Source organism: Mariprofundus ferrinatatus (assembly GCF_002795825.1).
Taxonomy (GTDB): Bacteria; Pseudomonadota; Zetaproteobacteria; order Mariprofundales; family Mariprofundaceae; genus Mariprofundus; species Mariprofundus ferrinatatus.
The window spans coordinates 1,142,046-1,159,420 of record NZ_CP018800.1 but is presented as its reverse complement, the minus strand read 5'-3'; the positions used below and the strand labels follow the sequence as shown (position 1 = coordinate 1,159,420).

General features: G+C 44.8%; 18 protein-coding genes. 16 read left to right on the top strand and 2 right to left on the bottom strand.

The features are described from left to right. Positions 1-4: 4 nt before the first annotated feature. The 15 genes from Ga0123462_RS05660 (at position 5) to rfbB (ending at position 15,223) form a co-directional block, all read left to right on the top strand. Entirely contained in the window at positions 5-1,225 is a 1,221-nt protein-coding gene (locus tag Ga0123462_RS05660; protein WP_157821287.1) for an O-antigen polymerase, read from the top strand. A gap of 154 nt (positions 1,226-1,379) precedes the next feature. Next, positions 1,380-2,087 (top strand): FkbM family methyltransferase, encoded by a 708-nt coding sequence (locus tag Ga0123462_RS05655; protein ID WP_100265407.1) that lies wholly within the window; start codon positions 1,380-1,382, stop codon positions 2,085-2,087. A 47-nt stretch (positions 2,088-2,134) separates the two neighbouring features. Further along, on the top strand, positions 2,135-3,217 hold the full coding sequence (locus tag Ga0123462_RS05650; RefSeq protein ID WP_269467072.1) for an SDR family NAD(P)-dependent oxidoreductase: 1,083 nt from the start codon (positions 2,135-2,137) through the stop codon (positions 3,215-3,217). Position 3,218: 1 nt separating this feature from the next. Then, a complete protein-coding gene (locus Ga0123462_RS05645; RefSeq protein ID WP_100265406.1) occupies positions 3,219-4,340 on the top strand; it encodes a polysaccharide biosynthesis C-terminal domain-containing protein in 1,122 nt (373 codons plus the stop codon). A gap of 9 nt (positions 4,341-4,349) precedes the next feature. Next, on the top strand, positions 4,350-5,498 hold the full coding sequence (gene wecB, locus Ga0123462_RS05640) for a non-hydrolyzing UDP-N-acetylglucosamine 2-epimerase (RefSeq protein WP_100265405.1): 1,149 nt from the start codon (positions 4,350-4,352) through the stop codon (positions 5,496-5,498). Further along, entirely contained in the window at positions 5,488-6,693 is a 1,206-nt protein-coding gene (locus Ga0123462_RS05635; protein ID WP_100265404.1) for a glycosyltransferase family 4 protein, read from the top strand. Before wecB ends, Ga0123462_RS05635 begins: the two co-directional genes overlap by 11 nt. Continuing rightward, positions 6,681-7,559: a sulfotransferase family protein gene (locus tag Ga0123462_RS05630; protein ID WP_100265403.1), complete on the top strand. Its 879-nt coding sequence runs from the start codon at positions 6,681-6,683 to the stop codon at positions 7,557-7,559. The genes Ga0123462_RS05635 and Ga0123462_RS05630 overlap by 13 nt, the downstream gene beginning before the upstream one ends. 102 nt (positions 7,560-7,661) lie before the next feature. Beyond that, positions 7,662-8,795, top strand: coding sequence for a DegT/DnrJ/EryC1/StrS family aminotransferase (locus Ga0123462_RS05625; RefSeq protein WP_100265402.1), 1,134 nt, complete (start codon positions 7,662-7,664; stop codon positions 8,793-8,795). Beyond that, positions 8,792-9,991: a UDP-N-acetylglucosamine 4,6-dehydratase gene (locus tag Ga0123462_RS05620; protein ID WP_100265401.1), complete on the top strand. Its 1,200-nt coding sequence runs from the start codon at positions 8,792-8,794 to the stop codon at positions 9,989-9,991. The genes Ga0123462_RS05625 and Ga0123462_RS05620 overlap by 4 nt, the downstream gene beginning before the upstream one ends. 2 nt (positions 9,992-9,993) lie before the next feature. Continuing rightward, on the top strand, positions 9,994-10,671 hold the full coding sequence (locus Ga0123462_RS05615) for a sugar transferase (RefSeq protein WP_100265400.1): 678 nt from the start codon (positions 9,994-9,996) through the stop codon (positions 10,669-10,671). Positions 10,672-10,703: 32 nt separating this feature from the next. Further along, on the top strand, positions 10,704-11,822 hold the full coding sequence (gmd, locus tag Ga0123462_RS05610) for a GDP-mannose 4,6-dehydratase (protein ID WP_100265399.1): 1,119 nt from the start codon (positions 10,704-10,706) through the stop codon (positions 11,820-11,822). Positions 11,823-11,837: 15 nt separating this feature from the next. Beyond that, a complete protein-coding gene (gene fcl, locus Ga0123462_RS05605) occupies positions 11,838-12,806 on the top strand; it encodes a GDP-L-fucose synthase (protein WP_100265398.1) in 969 nt (322 codons plus the stop codon). Positions 12,807-12,836: 30 nt separating this feature from the next. Then, positions 12,837-13,265, top strand: a complete 429-nt coding sequence (locus tag Ga0123462_RS11655; protein WP_100265397.1) for a VanZ family protein — start codon at positions 12,837-12,839, stop codon at positions 13,263-13,265. A gap of 69 nt (positions 13,266-13,334) precedes the next feature. Beyond that, positions 13,335-14,216 (top strand): glucose-1-phosphate thymidylyltransferase RfbA, encoded by an 882-nt coding sequence (gene rfbA / locus Ga0123462_RS05595; RefSeq protein WP_100265396.1) that lies wholly within the window; start codon positions 13,335-13,337, stop codon positions 14,214-14,216. After that, on the top strand, positions 14,216-15,223 hold the full coding sequence (gene rfbB / locus Ga0123462_RS05590; protein ID WP_100265395.1) for a dTDP-glucose 4,6-dehydratase: 1,008 nt from the start codon (positions 14,216-14,218) through the stop codon (positions 15,221-15,223). Before rfbA ends, rfbB begins: the two co-directional genes overlap by 1 nt. Before the next feature lie 15 nt (positions 15,224-15,238). Here the strand turns inward: rfbB and Ga0123462_RS05585 are convergent, their stop codons facing one another. Next, complete coding sequence (locus tag Ga0123462_RS05585) at positions 15,239-16,105, bottom strand: tyrosine-type recombinase/integrase (protein WP_100265394.1); 867 nt, start codon at positions 16,103-16,105, stop codon at positions 15,239-15,241. A 3-nt stretch (positions 16,106-16,108) separates the two neighbouring features. Then, positions 16,109-17,065: a hypothetical protein gene (locus Ga0123462_RS05580; RefSeq protein WP_157821285.1), complete on the bottom strand. Its 957-nt coding sequence runs from the start codon at positions 17,063-17,065 to the stop codon at positions 16,109-16,111. Positions 17,066-17,125: 60 nt separating this feature from the next. Here Ga0123462_RS05580 and Ga0123462_RS11650 point away from each other — a divergent pair, with 60 nt between their 5' ends. Further along, positions 17,126-17,374 (top strand): helix-turn-helix domain-containing protein, encoded by a 249-nt coding sequence (locus Ga0123462_RS11650; RefSeq protein WP_100265392.1) that lies wholly within the window; start codon positions 17,126-17,128, stop codon positions 17,372-17,374. The last annotated feature ends 1 nt before the right edge of the window (position 17,375 follow it).

Here is a 17,375-nt window from a genome sequence, read left to right as displayed (position 1 = left end):
TTATTTGGGTCTGTCTATGCATAGAGGTCGCATTCACCCCTTCTCTCCACCATTTGTTTTGTTTTTTTTGGTCTTGGTAGGTTGTGTGTTGCGTTTGCCATATTATCTATATGAGCAACCACCTTACTTTCTTTATGGTAGTTTGGCGTTGTTTCTTGGAATGCTAGGTTTTCTGATTGGTTATCTTATACCTCAGAACTATCACATTGCCACTAGAAATATCTGGAAAACAATGTGTTTCCCACGCTCTAAATTTTTTTACTTTCTAACTATAATAGGAGGATTCACCCTCTTCATCCTGTTTTTCCAGAAGACTGGGGTGATTGGAGCTAGGTTTCTTCTAACAGAAGAAGGGAGCCGCACATCATACGCCTACCTAGCATGGGGGGGGGACATTTTATTTGTAGCTTTTCTGTTGAAGGTTGCACAAGTTCGCCAGTTTAAATGTGTTGGATACTTACACTGGCTAATGCTTACAGCTGCGCTTATTTGTAGTGCCATGTTAGGGGCGAGGCTATCCATCCTTCTTTATATATTAGCAGCTTTTATGGTAAGGCGCCTTGTTAGTGGATGTAAGCTACCTATTGTAACGCTTTTTGTAGGAGCTTTGATAGTTGTAGGGGGACTTGGAGTTTTGCGTTCACTTGCTCAAGGCGTAGAGGATAGCAAAAGTGTATGGGGGACAGCGCTAGAGCATATCATGACCAAGCCATACATGCTTAGCATGGATAAGTTATCTCTTATCGTTGGCACTATTGCAGAGCGAGGTGAATATTGGTACGGAAGCACCTACATTTCGACCTTGGTAATGCCGATTCCAAGAACATTGTGGAATGATAAGCCATCCGTAGAATCTCGGATGTTTGTTTCTCAACAGGTTTATAAACTGAATAATTTGTCGGGTGTTCCACCTGGACTGTTGGGTGAGTTGTTCCTTAACTTTTCTTGGTTTGGTATAATCCTAGGTATGTTTATATTTGGTCTCGCTTCTAGACTGGCTTGGAACACTTGGCGCGCATCTCTTGGTGACCCACTTTTGGCTGTGTTTTATACAGTATTTTTTCTTTCGCTGATCATTTTGATAGGTGTAGACTTTCTTGGAGCTACCGTTTTTTTCTTGAAGCTTTTCATCCCAACCATATTGTTGGGACGTTATTATCTTCGAAAGAAGGGGGGGCTAATTTTAAGTCCTGCTAATCAAGCAGGGCCAGTATCATTTGGTTAATTATTATCGCTTGTGTAGTTGTTATAATGTTTTATCTATTTACACCTCTATGTTTTTTTAACCCTCAACCGGATTAGGCGTAATAAAGACTGAGAGTTTGTTGTTAATGCATTTATTTTTTAATACATGCTTTTTATAAAAAAGGAGTACTACTGTGTTTTACAAAGTTTCTAGGTTATCTGTGTTTCATAATATTTTAAGGAGAATTGCTAACTCTATTCTCTTTGTTTTACCTGTAAGCTTGAAGTATGGCGTTGGTGAGATGTTTCGTTCCACGCGATTGCCATATAAGATGATTGAGAAAGGCTGGACGGTTGTCCAAATTGGAGCACCTTGGGACCTGTTAAAAGCAGGCAGGTCGCGTTCGATCTATTTTTCCAAGAGAGTTGGTGATGATGGACGCGTTGTCGTAATTGAAGCTGATGAGGCAAACGTTAAGGCCTTAAATGTATTCATAGAAAACCATGGGATTAATAATATTACAGTTGTTCAAAATGCAGCATGGAGCAAGGCAACTCAATTACGATTTCTGATTGACGATAAGCACCCCGCATCAAATTTGGTCGAAGAGGTTTATGACTCGGGTAGGGTGGATCGCTCCAAATACAGGGAGGTTCTCGTAGATGCTAACAGTGTCGATAACATTCTAGATAGCCTTCAGATTGATTCAGTCGACTTTCTTAGCGTGACCAGCAATGGCTCCGAAGATGAGATTTTGAAAGGGATTGAGAGAAGAGCGACAAAGGTGCGCTATATATCCATTATCGGTGAACCGGAAAAATTCAAGACAATTTGTGATTATGGGTTTGTTCAATTTGCAGAAGATGACCGAGGGGCTCTTTATCGCCTAGTAGAAAAATAATCAATCCGGTTATTCTATTGGGTGTATAAGGTTTAGAGGATTGCATCATGGCTTTGAAGAATACTAGGCGCACTGAAGTTGCTGCAGGTGGGGAATATATGCTTACGGATAAAGTTGTTCTGATAACAGGAGGTACGGGTTCGTTTGGTAAAACAATGGTGCACCATTTGCTGGACAAGGGATGTCAGGAGGTTCGTATCCTCAGCAGGGATGAGGAGAAGCAAGATGCAATGCGTACCGACCTTAATTCTACCAATATAAAGTTTTATATTGGTGATATCCGTGATCGGGCTAGTGTGGATGATGCCATGCAGGGTGTGGATATGGTTTTTCATGCAGCAGCGCTGAAACAGGTTCCGTCGTGTGAGTTTTTTCCTATGCAGGCAGTTCAGACAAATATCGTTGGCAGTCACAATGTTCTGCTATCTGCCGTTGAGCATAAGGTGGCGAGTGTTGTGTGTCTAAGTACTGATAAAGCAGTCATGCCTGTAAATGCAATGGGCATGAGTAAAGCGATGATGGAGAAAGTGGCGCAGTCCGTGAGCCGTAATCTTGGAGAGACTGATACAATTGTATCATGTGTTCGCTACGGCAACGTCATGTGTTCGCGTGGTTCAGTGATTCCACTGTTTATAAAACAGATCAAGGCCGGCAAACCGATCACAATTACTAACCCTAAAATGACACGATTCCTGATGCCTTTGCGTGAGGCGGTGAATCTAGTCGAGTTTGCCTTTATAAATGCAAGACAGGGGGACCTGTTTGTGAAGAAGGCCCCTGCATCTACAGTGGCAGATTTGGCTGAAGCGCTGATACAACTTTTTAACGCGAATGATCAGATCATAAACATCATAGGAACTCGCCATGGTGAGAAACTTTTTGAAACACTGGCCAGCACAGAAGAGCTTGTCCGATCGGAGGACATGGGGGATTACTACCGTGTTTCAATGGATGCACGTGATTTGAATTATGGCAAGTTCTTTACCGAGGGCGATATTGAAGAGTCTGAGATGGAAGACTATCACTCTCACAACACTTACCGCTTGAGTATTGACGAGATCAAGGAACTTCTGTTGAGCCTGCCAGAGGTTCGGGAAGAACTAGACGGTTGGGTTGGACAGGTAAGCTAAGATGAGTGCTCTAAATGTGGGAATAACAGGTGCTAATGGATTTGTTGGGTGGCACATGCGCTGTTTTATGTCAACGCTTGATGACGTTATTGAGGTTAGAACTGCAGATCGAAACACTTTTGCAGATCCAAAAAAACTCGATGCCTTTGTTGATGGGCTGGATATTGTATTTCACCTTGCCGGAGTGAACAGGGCAGATGAGCAGGAACTGCTTGATGGCAATATACTTCCGGCAAAGCAGTTGATCGAATCGATGGAACGGGTTGATTGTACCCCCTGTGTGATCCTCTCATCCAGTACACATGCAGAAGAGCCTGTAAATGCGTATGGTAATGGTAAAGCCGGTGCTGCCAATGTTCTTTTCGAATGGGCTGAGAATAATGGCGCTCGTTTTATCAATATGATTATCCCTCATGTTTTTGGTGAATATGGACGCCCGTTTTATAACTCAGGGATTGCAACATTCTGTCATCAGATTGTCAGAGGCGAGCAAACAACGGTAAATGGCAATGGACAGCTGGAGTTGGTACATGTGCAGGATCTGGTTGAAGAGATGTTTGCTGCCTTTAAGAAGGGGGGCTCTGGAGATATCCGAGTAAGTGGGCATGCGATAAGGGTTGCTGAAGCAGAGGCGGTTCTTCAGAACCTCTGGCATACCTATCGAGTTCAGGGGCAACTTCCCGATCTAAGTGATTGTTTTCAGCGAAGTCTCTTTAATTCCCTACGAGGGGCAATGCAGAATGATGATCGCATGAGTACACCGAAAAAGCACAGCGATGAGCGTGGTTGGTTGATAGAAACAGTAAAGGCTGGTTCAGCAGGGCAGTGTTTTGTTTCAACTACCAGACCGGGTATTACCCGGGGGAATCATTTTCACAGAAGAAAGGTTGAACGCTTCTTTGTACTACAGGGGCAAGCCGAAATTCGTTTACGCAAACTATTCACGGATGAAGTGATTACCTACAAGCTCGATGGAAATCACCCCTCATTCGTGGATATCCCGACATTGCACACACATTCAATCAGCAATATTGGAGACTCTGAACTTATTACGCTCTTTTGGTCCAATGAGTTTTTTGACCCCGAAAAATCTGACACCTATTTTGAACCCGTATTGAGATAAGGTTATGTTATGAAAAAATTAAAAGTAGTCACTGTGGTTGGAACGCGACCTGAGCTTATTCGTCTGGCAAGCGTGATAAAAACGTTGGATCAATTTGTTGATCAGAAGATTGTTCATACCGGACAGAATTATGATTATGAGTTAAACGAAGTGTTCTTTGAAGATTTAGGGATTCGTCAGCCGGATTACTTCTTGGGTGTTGATACCAGCACGCTCGGAAAGACATTGGGCGAAATATTGATCAAGATGGAAGAGGTCCTGTTGAAAGAGAGGCCTGATGCTTTCCTGGTCCTGGGTGATACGAACAGCGCGATTTCACTTATCATGGCCAAGAGAATGAAGATTCCTTCATACCATATGGAAGCAGGCAATCGCAGCTTTGATGCGAATGTGCCTGAAGAGAATAACCGTAAGCTTGTAGACCATATGGCAGATTATAACCTTGTATATACTGAACATGCGCGCAGGCATCTGATCAGTGAAGGGCTTCCACATCGATTCATCTATGTGACGGGTTCTCCAATGCGAGAAGTACTCAACAGTAAAATGGATCAGATAAGATCATCCGATGTGCTTAATCGCCTTGAACTTGAACCTGGAAAGTATTTCATAGTAAGTGTCCATCGTGAAGAGAACGTGGATAGCAAGAGTAACTTGAAGACGGTAGTTAAATGCCTTGCAGAGCTCCATAAACGCTATGGTTATCCAGTGATTGTTTCGACTCACCCCCGCACTCGCAACCGACTGGAAGCTTTGGCACCGGACCTTTCAGGTGCGGACATAAGGTTTTTAAAACCATTTGGTTTTTTCGATTACAATAAGCTTCAGATGGATGCTTATTGTGCCATCTCTGATAGCGGCACTATCAGTGAGGAGTCCGCCATGTTGGATTTCCCTGCAGTAACCCTAAGAAACTCTATTGAACGCCCGGAGGCACTTGATGCAGGATCGATTGTCATTACTGGTTTGAACCCAGATGTTTTACTGCAATCAATCGAGATTGTCATCAAAGAAAATGAGATGTTTCTTAAGCGAGAAATTCCAATTGAGTATGAAGTCGAAAATACTTCATTGCGTGTGTTGAAACTCATTGTTGGAACAGCAAAACTAACAAACCGTTGGAGAAACATGGAAAATTTTAGTCGATATGATTGGTGATGGCTCTTCTCGGTTGATGATCATTCACCGTTACTTCTGGCCTCAAAACTACCCTTATGCTCAGATGTTAAAATACATTGCCCAAAGGGCTTCAGAAGAAGGGAATATGGTAGAGGTACTTACTACCCATGAAAACAAATCGGAAATTGATGAACGTAAACAATTAGAAACTGAATTAGGTGGTCTAAAGGTCCGCTCCATTAAAGTTGCTGGTGGCAGAGGATTGTCACCTGTTAGAAAAATAATTGATGCACTTTATTTTGGAATATGGGTATTTATTGGTTTGCTCAGGCACAGACCAACTCTTGCTATGGTAGCAACAACGCCTCCTGTCATCATGGGGGCAATTGTTAGATGGGCAAGTAAATTGGGCGGGTTTGAGTATATATATCACTGTCAGGATATCCATCCAGAGGCAATGAAACTCAATGGTAACCTTTCTCAGGGCTGGGTGTATCGATGGCTTAGTTTTCTGGATAAAAACAATGTAAATCAGGCACTTCATGTCATTGTATTGTCAAATGACATGAAGAAAACTCTGCTTAAACGTGGATGTAGAATCGATCATGTGAAAATTATTAATAACTTCGTGTTTGAGAAGCCAGAAGAGCCGAAGTCTACTTCACTCAAAAATAACTCGGTGGTTCATTTTTTGTTTGCTGGAACTATGGGACGTTTCCAGAACCTTGATCTTCTAATTGATGCGATCATGCGCTATAAAGATAGAACAGATGTGGAGTTTTATTTTATGGGGGATGGTGTTTGTCGCAAAGCACTTGAAAGTCGCATTCGGTCTAACGATATACATAATGTCTTTTTTTTGGGGCAAAAAAGTGTTCATGAAGCAATTTCAGCCATGGCAAATGCGGATTTTGGGATTGTTTCATTAGCTCCGAATATTTCTGAGGTTGCTTATCCCAGCAAGACAATGATGTACCTCTCAAATGGGCTGCCGTTATTCTCAATAGTAGATAAAGGAACAGAATTATTTGATTTTATAAATGAAAACGGTTTAGGTATTGCTGTGACACCAGATTCTATAGATGAAGTTGAAAATGCAATTGAGAGGGCGATTAATTTGCATAAGGAAAAATTCTTTGTTAAAGCTGATGTTGCAAAAATTGCAGAGCTACACTTCGGTAAAAAGGTCGTGCTAGATAAATTTGCAGAGGTATTTAGAGAATGCAAAAGTTAGATAATAAGGAGTTGATGCCGGTAATCCTATTAGGAGCAGGAAGGTCAGGAACTAAATTTCTGCGTTCAGTTCTGGCATCCAGCAGTGAGGTTGTGGCTGTTCCCTATGATGTTGGTTATGTGTGGCGCTATGGAAATGAATCCATCTCTCACGATCAATTTACTAGTGAGATGCTTAAAAATAATATCACCGCATATATCCGAAATACTTTACCAAAATTAGCAAATAGAATAGGAAAGCCGCATGCTAGGTTTATGGTTGAAAAATCAGTTCCAAATACTTTAAGACCGAATTTTGTATATAGTATATACCCTGAAGCAAAATATATTCACCTTATTCGTGACGGAAGAGCTGTTACAGAATCTTCGATGAGAATGTGGGTGCAGCCAGCTGATAAATCATATCTGATGAAAAAACTGAAATACTTTCCTTGGTCGAATTATAAATATGCCTGGTGGTATTTATCAAATATGGTTAAAGGAAAGTTTTCTGGAAAAAGAGGTCAGCATATCTGGGGTCCACGATACATTGGCATAGATGAAGATGCCGCAAACCTTCCATTGGCCACTGTCTGTTCAAAACAGTGGCGCATGTGTGTTGAAATTGCTCAACAGCAATTGAAACAGATACCTACTTCTCAGATTATGGAAGTAAGGTACGAAGAGTTAATGAATGATTCCTCTTGTTTGGAAAAACTGTGTGATTTTATAGGTATTAAGGATAAACAAAACGTATTGCAATACTTTGAAAGTCATGTGGATGTGAAAAATTTAAGTGCATGGAAAAGTCGCCTTTCCCAAGAGTCCTACGACCTAATTATGACTGAAATAAGTGAGACACTTAACCGCCTAGGTTATAATCACTAGGATAAGCGCTTTGGACTACTGCAACAATGTGTGTGGGCAATGAATTTGTTTATATTTTGAGCATGCTCCTGGCCAAATGGGATATGCAAAAGGAATCTTTGAATGTGGAATATACAGTTATTTAAATTAAATTTTGATGACCTTGAACGTGAGGCTGCAGCACAAGTGGTTGAGGGTGGCTGGCTGACGATGGGCGAGCGAATCCTTGGGTTTGAATCAACTTTTTCTGACTACCTGGGGGGTGATACAAAGTGCGTTGCGGTTTCTAATGGTACTGCTGCACTGCATATGGCTTTATTGGCTTTGGATGTAGAGGCAGAAGATGAAGTAATTATTCCTGCTTTGACCTTTGTTGCTGATGCCAATGTTGTACAGATGGTTGGCGCTAAACCTGTCTTGGCCGACTGCAGATCATTAAGTGACTGGAATGTTTCTGCAGAGTCGATCAAGAAATGCATCACTTCACGTACAAAGGCTGTGATTGTGGTGCACTATGCTGGTTTTCCTTGTGATATGCCTGCTATTGCAGAGTTGTGCCGAGAGTACGGAATCCATCTGATTGAAGATGTGGCTCATGCACCTGGTGCATCGGTTGGTGGACGCAACTGTGGCACTTGGGGGGACATCAGCTGCTTCTCATTTTTTAGTAACAAAAACCTATCGATCGGTGAAGGTGGAATGGTAGCGACGCAGGATGAAGGCTTGCACCAGCGTTTGGGCTATCTGCGCTCACATGGAATGACCACATTGACTCTGGATCGGCATAAGGGTCGAGCTATAACTTATGATGTGGCTGAACCGGGTTTGAATTATCGTATGGATGAAATTCGGGCTGCGATTGGTCTGGTACAATTAGATAAGCTGCCTGCCGGTAACGCTCGGCGTGCAAAGTTGACGGCCCGTTATAGGGCCAACCTTGTGAATTCACCGGTAACTATTCCCTTTGATGTCATGTTGCCAGATAGTGTTTCAGCTTATCATATTCTACCAGTGTTGTTGCCAGAAGAAGTTGATCGGGTGAAAGTGATTGAGGCGCTGAAGCAGAAGGGGATCCAGTCGAGCATCCACTATCCACCATTCTGGAGTTTTTCCGCTTACGAAGGCTATTTTGACCCTGCAGATACTCCAGTGGCTGCCGAGATTTGTGCGAGGGAGCTGACTTTGCCGCTATTTCCTTCCCTGACTATTGATGAGGTAGATTCTGTTACCTCGGCGCTACTGGAGGCTCTGGTATGAGTCTGGATACGACTACGCTACAGCTGATAGGCAGAAGTTCTCCGCTGTTTGATGCAGATATTTCCCGGTTGAATGATCGATTGCTTGAGCAGGTAGCTGGTGCCCGGTTTCTGGTCATTGGTGGCGCTGGTTCTATTGGCCAGGCCGTGACACGTGAGATATTCAAGCGTAAGCCTAGAGCCCTGCATGTGGTTGATATCAGCGAGAACAACATGGTGGAGCTGGTGCGCGATATTCGCAGTACGCTCGGATACATTGATGGTGACTTCCGTACATTTGCCATTGACTGTGGGGGACGTGAGTTTGAAGCGCTCATGGTAGCAGAAGGCCCTTATGACTATGTGTTGAACCTTTCGGCTCTGAAGCATGTGCGAAGCGAGAAAGACCCCTTTACGTTAATGCGCATGATCGAAGTTAATGTGTTCAACACTGTAAAGACTATGAATTTAGCGAGAGCCAGCGGGGCCCGTAAATATTTTTGCGTCTCTACCGACAAGGCCGCCAATCCGGTCAATATGATGGGTGCCAGCAAGCGCATCATGGAGATGTTCCTGATGCGGGAGAGTCTGACGTTGCCAGTATCGATGGCACGTTTTGCCAATGTGGCCTTTTCTGATGGCTCACTGCTGCATGGTTTTAATCAGCGGTTTGCCAAGCGACAACCAATTTCTGCTCCTTACGATGTTCGCCGCTATTTTGTCACGCCACAGGAATCCGGCGAGTTGTGCCTGCTGTCATGCCTGTTAGGAGAGAACCGAAATATTTTCTTTCCCAAATTAAGTGAAAAACTTCACTTGATCTCCTTTTCTGACATTGCAGTTCGTTATCTGCAGCAACTTGGATTTGAACCCTATGAGTGCGCCAGTGAAGACGAGGCTCGAGAGAGGGCTGATGAGTTGATATTGAAAAAGCAGTGGCCCTGTTACTTTTTTAAGAGTGACACAACTGGCGAGAAGGACTTCGAGGAATTTTTTACCGACGAAGAAGATTTGGATATGGGGCGACTTGAAAGTATCGGGGTGATTCGTAATCAGCCACAGTTTGATGGTGATAAGCTAGATAGTTTTATGCAAGGTATGGCTGCGCTAAAGACAAATGCAAGTTGGTCAAAGGACGATATTGTCCGTCTATTTTTTGGATTGTTGCCTGAATTTGCACATAAAGAAACCGGCAAATATCTTGACCAAAGGATGTAAGCATGCAACGACTCTTAGATGTACTCTTCTCTGGCCTCTCTCTTCTTCTACTTTCACCATTACTAATTCCAATAGTGGTTGTGCTGAAGTTTAGCGGTGAAGGCGAGGTGTTCTTTCTTCAAGAACGTGTTGGCAAAAATGGTAAGCTTTTTAAGCTCTATAAATTTGCAACTATGCTCAAAGACAGCCCGAACATTGGCAGCGGCACAGTGACTATGAAGGGAGATCCGCGCGTGCTTCCTGTTGGCCGCTTTCTACGGAAAACGAAAATTAATGAGTTGCCTCAATTACTGAATGTTTTCTTGGGTGATATGAGCATCGTTGGTCCGAGACCACAGGCAGAGCGCTGCTTTAATGCTTTTCCAGATGATATGCAGAAAATAATAATAAAAGTAAAACCGGGGCTTTCTGGTATTGGACCGATCGTCTTTCGAGGAGAAGAGGATATACTCGCTGGGCATGCTGGTTCACTGGACTTCTATGATCAGGTTATCGCTCCATACAAAGGCATGGTCGAGGCATGGTACGTTGACCACCAAACCTTGAGGGTCTATTTCTCTGTGATTGCTGTGACTGTATGGGTAGTACTTTTTCCAAACTCCGATTTAGTGTGGCGGGCATTTGATGGGCTACCTGTCCCCCCAGATGAGCTCAAATCAGCACTCAATCACAGTGGCTGATTGGATCAAAGTTTATTGACAAGGGTTTAGATATGAAAAAAGCGTTGATAACAGGTGTAACAGGACAGGATGGTTCCTATCTGGCTGAATTTCTTTTGGAGAAGGGGTACGAGGTGCATGGTATTAAGCGCCGTGCTTCATCATTTAATACGCAGCGCGTTGACCATGTCTACCAGGATCCGCACGTCGAAAACAAAAACTTCATTTTGCATTATGGCGATCTAACTGATGCATCTAATCTGACCCGTATCCTGCAAGAGGTGCAGCCGGATGAGGTCTATAATCTGGGTGCACAGTCGCATGTGGCAGTGAGTTTTGAGGTCCCTGAATATACCGCCGACGTGGACGGCATAGGCACACTCCGTTTGCTTGAGGCGATCCGCCTGCTGGGCATGGAAAAGAAGGTGAAATTCTACCAGGCCTCCACCTCCGAACTATTTGGTAAGGTACAGGAGATACCCCAGAATGAGAGCACTCCATTTTATCCGCGCTCTCCTTATGGCGTAGCCAAGCTGTATGCCTATTGGATCGTGGTGAACTACCGTGAGTCTTACGGCATGTATGCCTGTAACGGCATCCTCTTCAACCATGAGTCACCGCGTCGAGGTGAAACCTTTGTAACGCGCAAAATCACACGAGGCATTTCAAACGTTGCCCAAGGGCTAGAGAAATGCCTCTATATGGGTAATATGGATGCTCTACGTGACTGGGGACATTCCAGAGACTATGTGCGTATGCAATGGATGATGCTGCAACAGGATGCTCCTGAAGACTTCGTAATTGCCACCGGCGTTCAGCATTCGGTGCGTCAGTTTGTTGAGTGGTCAGCTAATGAACTTGGAGTCACCCTTCGTTTTGAAGGCTCCGGTGTTGAAGAGATAGGTATAGTTGATGCTATAGAAGGTGATAAAGCTCCAGCACTCAAATTGGGGGATGTGGTGGTGCGGGTTGATCCTCGATATTTCCGCCCCGCAGAGGTTGAAACATTGCTAGGAGACCCAACAAAGGCAAAGGAGAACCTTGGCTGGATACCTGAGATCACCGTACAGGAGATGTGTGCCGAGATGGTTGCTGAAGACCTCAAGGTGGCTCAACGTCACGCTTTCCTGAAAGAGAATGGGTATGACATGCCTGTATGCATTGAAAACTAACTGGAACACAAAAAAGTGAAAATCTATGTAGCAGGCCATCGTGGGATGGTGGGCGCAGCAATTATTCGCCAACTCGAAGCACGCAAAGATGCAGGTGAAAAACTCGACATTCTAACGCGAACGCATGCAGAATTGGACCTGACCGAGCAGGCCTCAGTGCGTGAGTTTCTTGAAACAGAACGTCCGGACATGGTGATTGTAGCTGCCGCCAAAGTAGGGGGCATTCATGCCAACAACACCTACCCGGCTGAATTCATCTATGACAATCTGATGATCGAGTGCAACCTGATTCATCAGGCATGGAAAGCAGGGGTGCAGAAGCTCCTGTTCCTTGGCAGCTCCTGCATCTATCCGCGCATGGCAGAGCAACCCATGCGCGAGGATGCACTTCTTACGGGTACGCTGGAATCAACCAATGAGCCATATGCCATCGCCAAGATTGCCGGCATAAAGCTTTGCGAGAGTTATAACCGCCAGTATGGCGTTGATTATCGTTCCGTCATGCCGACGAACCTCTATGGCCCGGGTGACAACTTTCATCCGGAGCACTCACATGTGGTGCCGGCTCTGATCAGGCGTTTCCATGAGGCGGTGGAGTCTGGTGTATCCGAGGTGGTGATCTGGGGCAGTGGAAAGCCGTACCGCGAGTTCCTTCATGTGGATGATATGGCTGCTGCATCCCTGTTTGTTCTCGACCTGCCATCCGATATTTATCAGACAAATACCCAGCAGATGCTCTCCCATATCAATGTGGGTAGTGGCCAGGAAGTAAGCATTGCAGAGTTGGCCGGGCTCATTGGCGATGTTACAGGCTTTAAAGGCCAGATTCGTTTCGATTCAACCAAGCCTGACGGCACACCGCGTAAATTGATGGACAGCAGTCGCCTTGCCAACATGGGGTGGTGTGCATCTATAAGCCTTCGTGATGGGCTGGCAAATGCCTACCGATGGTTCCTGGAGTCACAGGCTACAGCACGGAAATAGGGCCGCTAGTGCAGAAGCCGCTGGCTCGAGATGAGGTGTAATGCTGTGGCGGTAGTCAGGTGGATACTCTTTCTGTTTACGCTTGTGTGGGTCACTGTTTCCATGACCTTGTCGAGCACATCATTAGAAAGGTTACGATCGGAATTCAGCTGGATCGGGCAACCTCTAAATTGGATTGATAGTTTTTGGCCATCTTCAGATATCATGCACGCTCTTCTATTTGCACTACTGAGTTTTGTAGCAAGGGTCGCACTTCCGACTTTGTCTCTGCGCACCTTAGTTGTCTGTTTGGCACTATTTGCCGGTGCCAGTGAACTTGTTCAATTTTGGGTGCCGGGCCGAGAGCCCTGGATGAGCGACTTTGCCTTGGATATGGTTGGTGTACTGGCAGGGCTTTTATCATGCACTTTGTGTGTCATCGGTTGGGGAAGGATTAGCGCACGATTGTGTGTTAAGTGATTTATTCGTATCAGTCGTACTACGGTTTGTGGCGAAACAAGAATAGTGAAAAAAGGTGAAACTTCAGTTATGAGTTTATCAGTTAAGGGAATTATTTTGGCAGGCGGGTCTGGAACACGACTTCATCCGTTAACGCTTTCAGTTAGTAAACAATTGATGCCGGTGTACGACAAACCGATGATTTATTACCCGCTCTCCACCCTGATGCTGGCAGGTATTCGTGAAATCCTGATTATCTCCACGCCGATAGATTTGCCGAACTTTGAACGACTACTTGGTGATGGTTCGCAATGGGGGCTGAAGCTCTCCTATGCTGAACAACCGAGTCCTGATGGGCTGCCACAGGCATTTACCATTGGTAGGGACTTTATAGGGGAAGATTCCGTTGCCCTGATTCTCGGCGATAACATTTTCTATGGTCAGGGTATGGTTAATCAGCTGCGGACAGCTGCACAGCAGACTTCCGGTGCCACAGTTTTTGCTTACCGAGTGCAGGATCCGGAACGTTACGGCGTTGTGGAATTTGAAGAAGATTTTCGCGCCGTGTCGATTGAAGAGAAACCTCAACAACCGAAAAGTAACTGGGCAGTCACCGGACTTTATTTTTATGATAACCGCGTGGTAAATATCGCGGAAGATCTGAATCCATCTCCTCGAGGCGAGTTGGAGATTACTGATATTAACCGCATCTATCTTGAAAGCGGTGAGCTGCAAGTTGAACTATTCGGGCGTGGCATGGCGTGGCTGGATACGGGTACGCACGAATCTCTCATGGATGCTGCACGCTATGTGGAAGTCATCGAGCACCGTCAGGGGTTGAAAATTGGCAGCCCGGAAGAGGTGGCCTGGCGTATGGGTTATATTGATAATGCTCAATTGGAAAGTCTCGCCCTGTCTCTGGGTAAAAGCGGATATGGGGCATACCTTAGTTCACTATTGAAGGGATTCTGATGAAATTTAAACCTGAAGTGATGCTGGTTACCGGTGGCGCCGGATTTATCGGCTGTAACTATGTACGTTACATGTTGGCTACTGATTCGGATGTGAAAATCATTAATCTTGATTTGCTGACTTATGCTGGTTCGCTGGAAAACCTTAAGGAATTGCCGGATGAGTCGCGTCATACCTTTGTGCAGGGTGATATCTGTGATCGTGAATTGATTGAACGCCTGTTGCGTGAATATGAAATCGATACTGTGGTTCATTTTGCAGCTGAATCTCATGTGGATAATTCTATTTCAGGCCCTGAAATATTTATTAAAACTAACGTACTGGGTACATTCACGCTGCTTGAAGCTGCCCGCCAGTACTGGCAACAGGAAAAGGCCTTTGATCAGAGCCAGTGTCGTTTTCATCATATTTCGACTGATGAGGTGTACGGAACACTTGAAGCAGATGATCCTGCATTTTCCGAAACGACACCATATGCGCCTAATTCTCCATATTCTGCCTCTAAGGCTGGCTCCGATCATCTGGTGAGAGCTTATTTTCATACCTATGGATTGCCGGTAACAACAACGAACTGTTCCAACAACTATGGCCCTTATCAGCACAGTGAAAAGCTGATTCCTACGATTATTCGCAACTGTCTAAATAGTACTCCGATCCCTGTTTACGGCGATGGTTCCAATATTCGCGACTGGCTCTATGTAGAGGACCACTGCTCCGGTATTGATGCGGTTATCCGTAAGGGCACATTGGGTGAGGTCTATAATATTGGCGGTATCAATGAGTGGAACAATATCGATATCGTGAAATGTATTTGTGGATTGATGGATGAAGCCAACGAACAGAATTCTCCGCACGAATCACTAATTTCGTTTGTGACGGATCGCCCCGGACATGATTGGCGCTACGCCATTGATGCTACAAAAATGGGCAAGGAGCTTGGTTGGCAGCCTTCTGAAACATTTGAAACGGGTATTCGAAAAACCGTGCAATGGTATCTAGAGCCTTAGGACGCATGATTGCAGTTAGATCTCTGACCATGTCCTCAAGTACCTCAGTGCGGTTGATTCGGTACGCCAACCTCCTCTCAGCATAATCTTCTCTAGACCATATCCATCGTTAAGAAGATCGAGTGCAGCTCCCACACGGAATGAGTGGCCGCTCAGTTCCCGCTCAATGTGTTGAAATGCTTGCTGCTGAATTTCCTTCAAGAGTTTGCTGATTGATGAGGGGGACAGGTGATCTCCAACCTGTCCATGCCGGTTGATGCGTCTCAGGATGTAACCATCCGTTGCAGCAATGCTTTCTTTCCAGTTTAAGATCGTGTCATAAAGCTCTCTGCTAATTGGTATTACCTTTCCTTCGCCGTACTGATCTGTTTTGGAGAAGTTGAGCCGAATCGCGGTCTGTTTGTTTGGCAGGATAGTAACGTCCTCAAATTTAAAGTCGCAAATCTCTGAGCGCCTTCTCATCGTTTCATAGCCAAGCAGAAGCATGACGCGGTTGCGCTGGCCGATAAGGCTGCCATCACAGGTGGCTAACATCTGTTCAAGAATATCTCGGGTAAGGGGAGCAGCCTGCTCCTGAGCCCTTCCAATCCTCCTGTGCATCCTTTTCAAAGCGAGTATGACCTCAGGGTCATTCGTTGGGTCAGGATTCCTTGAGAGCTTAAATATGGAGCAGAGGCTTGCGATTCGCCTGCGTATGGTGGCACTCTTTAATGTGAGCGACATTTCATCGACGTACTGAGCAAGTGTTTCAGCATCCGTTGGGATTGGCTCCTTTCCCTTACTCCTGCACCACAGCTCAAACTGGATGAAGTCGGACCTGTATGCCCGGATCGTATTCTCCGCAAATGCGCCATCAAACTTCTTTATAATTTCATCAATCATAATTTACCTCCACTGAGCCGAGTTGCTCAGTGATTCAGAGAAGCTATTTGGTATAGCCGCCTCTGATGGCCGCCAAAACCGTTGGTCGGTTATGGGGTGTCTTACATGGTTCCTCCAAGTTTCTTCTACTGAAAAAGGCTGTTTTTCCATATTGAGATTAGTACTAATTCGATCCGCCATTTGAACCACTGTTGCGATAGACATCTTTTCCTCATATTCCCAATGCCTAGTGGGTTTATTCAAACTCCAAATATCACGCAATGCCTTGCCGAAATTTGGACAGTCATGATCCAAGCCTAATAGTGACCAGTGCAACACCTTAAGCGTATCAATCATCTTTATGTGGGAAGCATTTCCCCCAATCTTCCTTGGCAGTATTTTTCCAGCGTCATGAAATAGGGCGGCGACCGTGGCAATGTCCCGGTCAATGATTCTCAAGTATGGGCAGCCAGCGACTATTTCTGCACATTCAACACTATGTTTTAATAACCCGCCTTCTATTGAGTGTTGGGGATTATGAGTGGCAGCTAGCGTACAAAATGGCAGGGCGAACTCTCTACTTGAAAATACTTCATATACAAAATCTTTCAATTCTTCTGAACAGATAGAGTCTACAAGCTCAATTAGTTTATGAATGTCTTCGGGGCAGCCAACTAAGGACTCAGGAATCGTTATAAGGGCATCTTTTCCTGTAGGAGTAACTACATCTGCAGAATAGACATCTACGGTGTCAGTGGAGGAACTCAACTTATTTTTCTTTCCGGTAATCCTTACAACTTCATTGGTGTTAAATCTCAAGGGGCCACAATAGTTACTCATCCAGCAGTTTGCGATTAGGCGTTCATGGGCGTTTTCTAGTATTAGTCTAAGGTAGTCATGCTGATTATTTGATGCCCGCATTTTGTATTCTATTACCGAATAGACTCCTTCAACTTTATTTTCCATAATCCTGCTCTGCATGTTAATATTCTCCAATACGATTGCATACATGATATAATATATATCGTTGGGAGTCAATGGTTGATATCCTCATCGCAAATTAAGGCTGCAAGAGCACTGTTAGGTTGGACTGCATTAGATCTCGCGGAAAGAAGTGGGATAGGACCTGCGACGCTGAGAAGGTGGGAACTGCAAGAAGGGATTCCTGCTGCAAAGATTCAAAGCTTAATGATGGTGAAGGAAGCACTAGAAAATACAGGCATTGAATTCACCGGCGATCCACTAGTGAATCCAGGTGTAATCCTTCACCTGGACCATCAACGAAAGTAGA

Bases quoted from the DNA above. Each gene is read 5' to 3' on its own strand.
- Ga0123462_RS11655 (WP_100265397.1), top strand. From the start codon at position 12,837: ATGAGGTGTAATGCTGTGGCGGTAGTCAGGTGGATACTCTTTCTGTTT.
- Ga0123462_RS05645 (WP_100265406.1), top strand. From the start codon at position 3,219: ATGAGTGCTCTAAATGTGGGAATAACAGGTGCTAATGGATTTGTTGGG.
- gmd (WP_100265399.1), top strand. From the start codon at position 10,704: ATGAAAAAAGCGTTGATAACAGGTGTAACAGGACAGGATGGTTCCTAT.
- rfbB (WP_100265395.1), top strand. From the start codon at position 14,216: ATGAAATTTAAACCTGAAGTGATGCTGGTTACCGGTGGCGCCGGATTT.
- Ga0123462_RS05585 (WP_100265394.1), bottom strand. From the start codon at position 16,105: ATGATTGATGAAATTATAAAGAAGTTTGATGGCGCATTTGCGGAGAAT.
- rfbA (WP_100265396.1), top strand. From the start codon at position 13,335: ATGAGTTTATCAGTTAAGGGAATTATTTTGGCAGGCGGGTCTGGAACA.
- Ga0123462_RS05635 (WP_100265404.1), top strand. From the start codon at position 5,488: ATGATTGGTGATGGCTCTTCTCGGTTGATGATCATTCACCGTTACTTC.
- Ga0123462_RS05615 (WP_100265400.1), top strand. From the start codon at position 9,994: ATGCAACGACTCTTAGATGTACTCTTCTCTGGCCTCTCTCTTCTTCTA.
- Ga0123462_RS05625 (WP_100265402.1), top strand. From the start codon at position 7,662: ATGTGGAATATACAGTTATTTAAATTAAATTTTGATGACCTTGAACGT.
- wecB (WP_100265405.1), top strand. From the start codon at position 4,350: ATGAAAAAATTAAAAGTAGTCACTGTGGTTGGAACGCGACCTGAGCTT.
- Ga0123462_RS05580 (WP_157821285.1), bottom strand. From the start codon at position 17,065: ATGCAGAGCAGGATTATGGAAAATAAAGTTGAAGGAGTCTATTCGGTA.
- Ga0123462_RS05620 (WP_100265401.1), top strand. From the start codon at position 8,792: ATGAGTCTGGATACGACTACGCTACAGCTGATAGGCAGAAGTTCTCCG.
- Ga0123462_RS05630 (WP_100265403.1), top strand. From the start codon at position 6,681: ATGCAAAAGTTAGATAATAAGGAGTTGATGCCGGTAATCCTATTAGGA.
- Ga0123462_RS05650 (WP_269467072.1), top strand. From the start codon at position 2,135: ATGGCTTTGAAGAATACTAGGCGCACTGAAGTTGCTGCAGGTGGGGAA.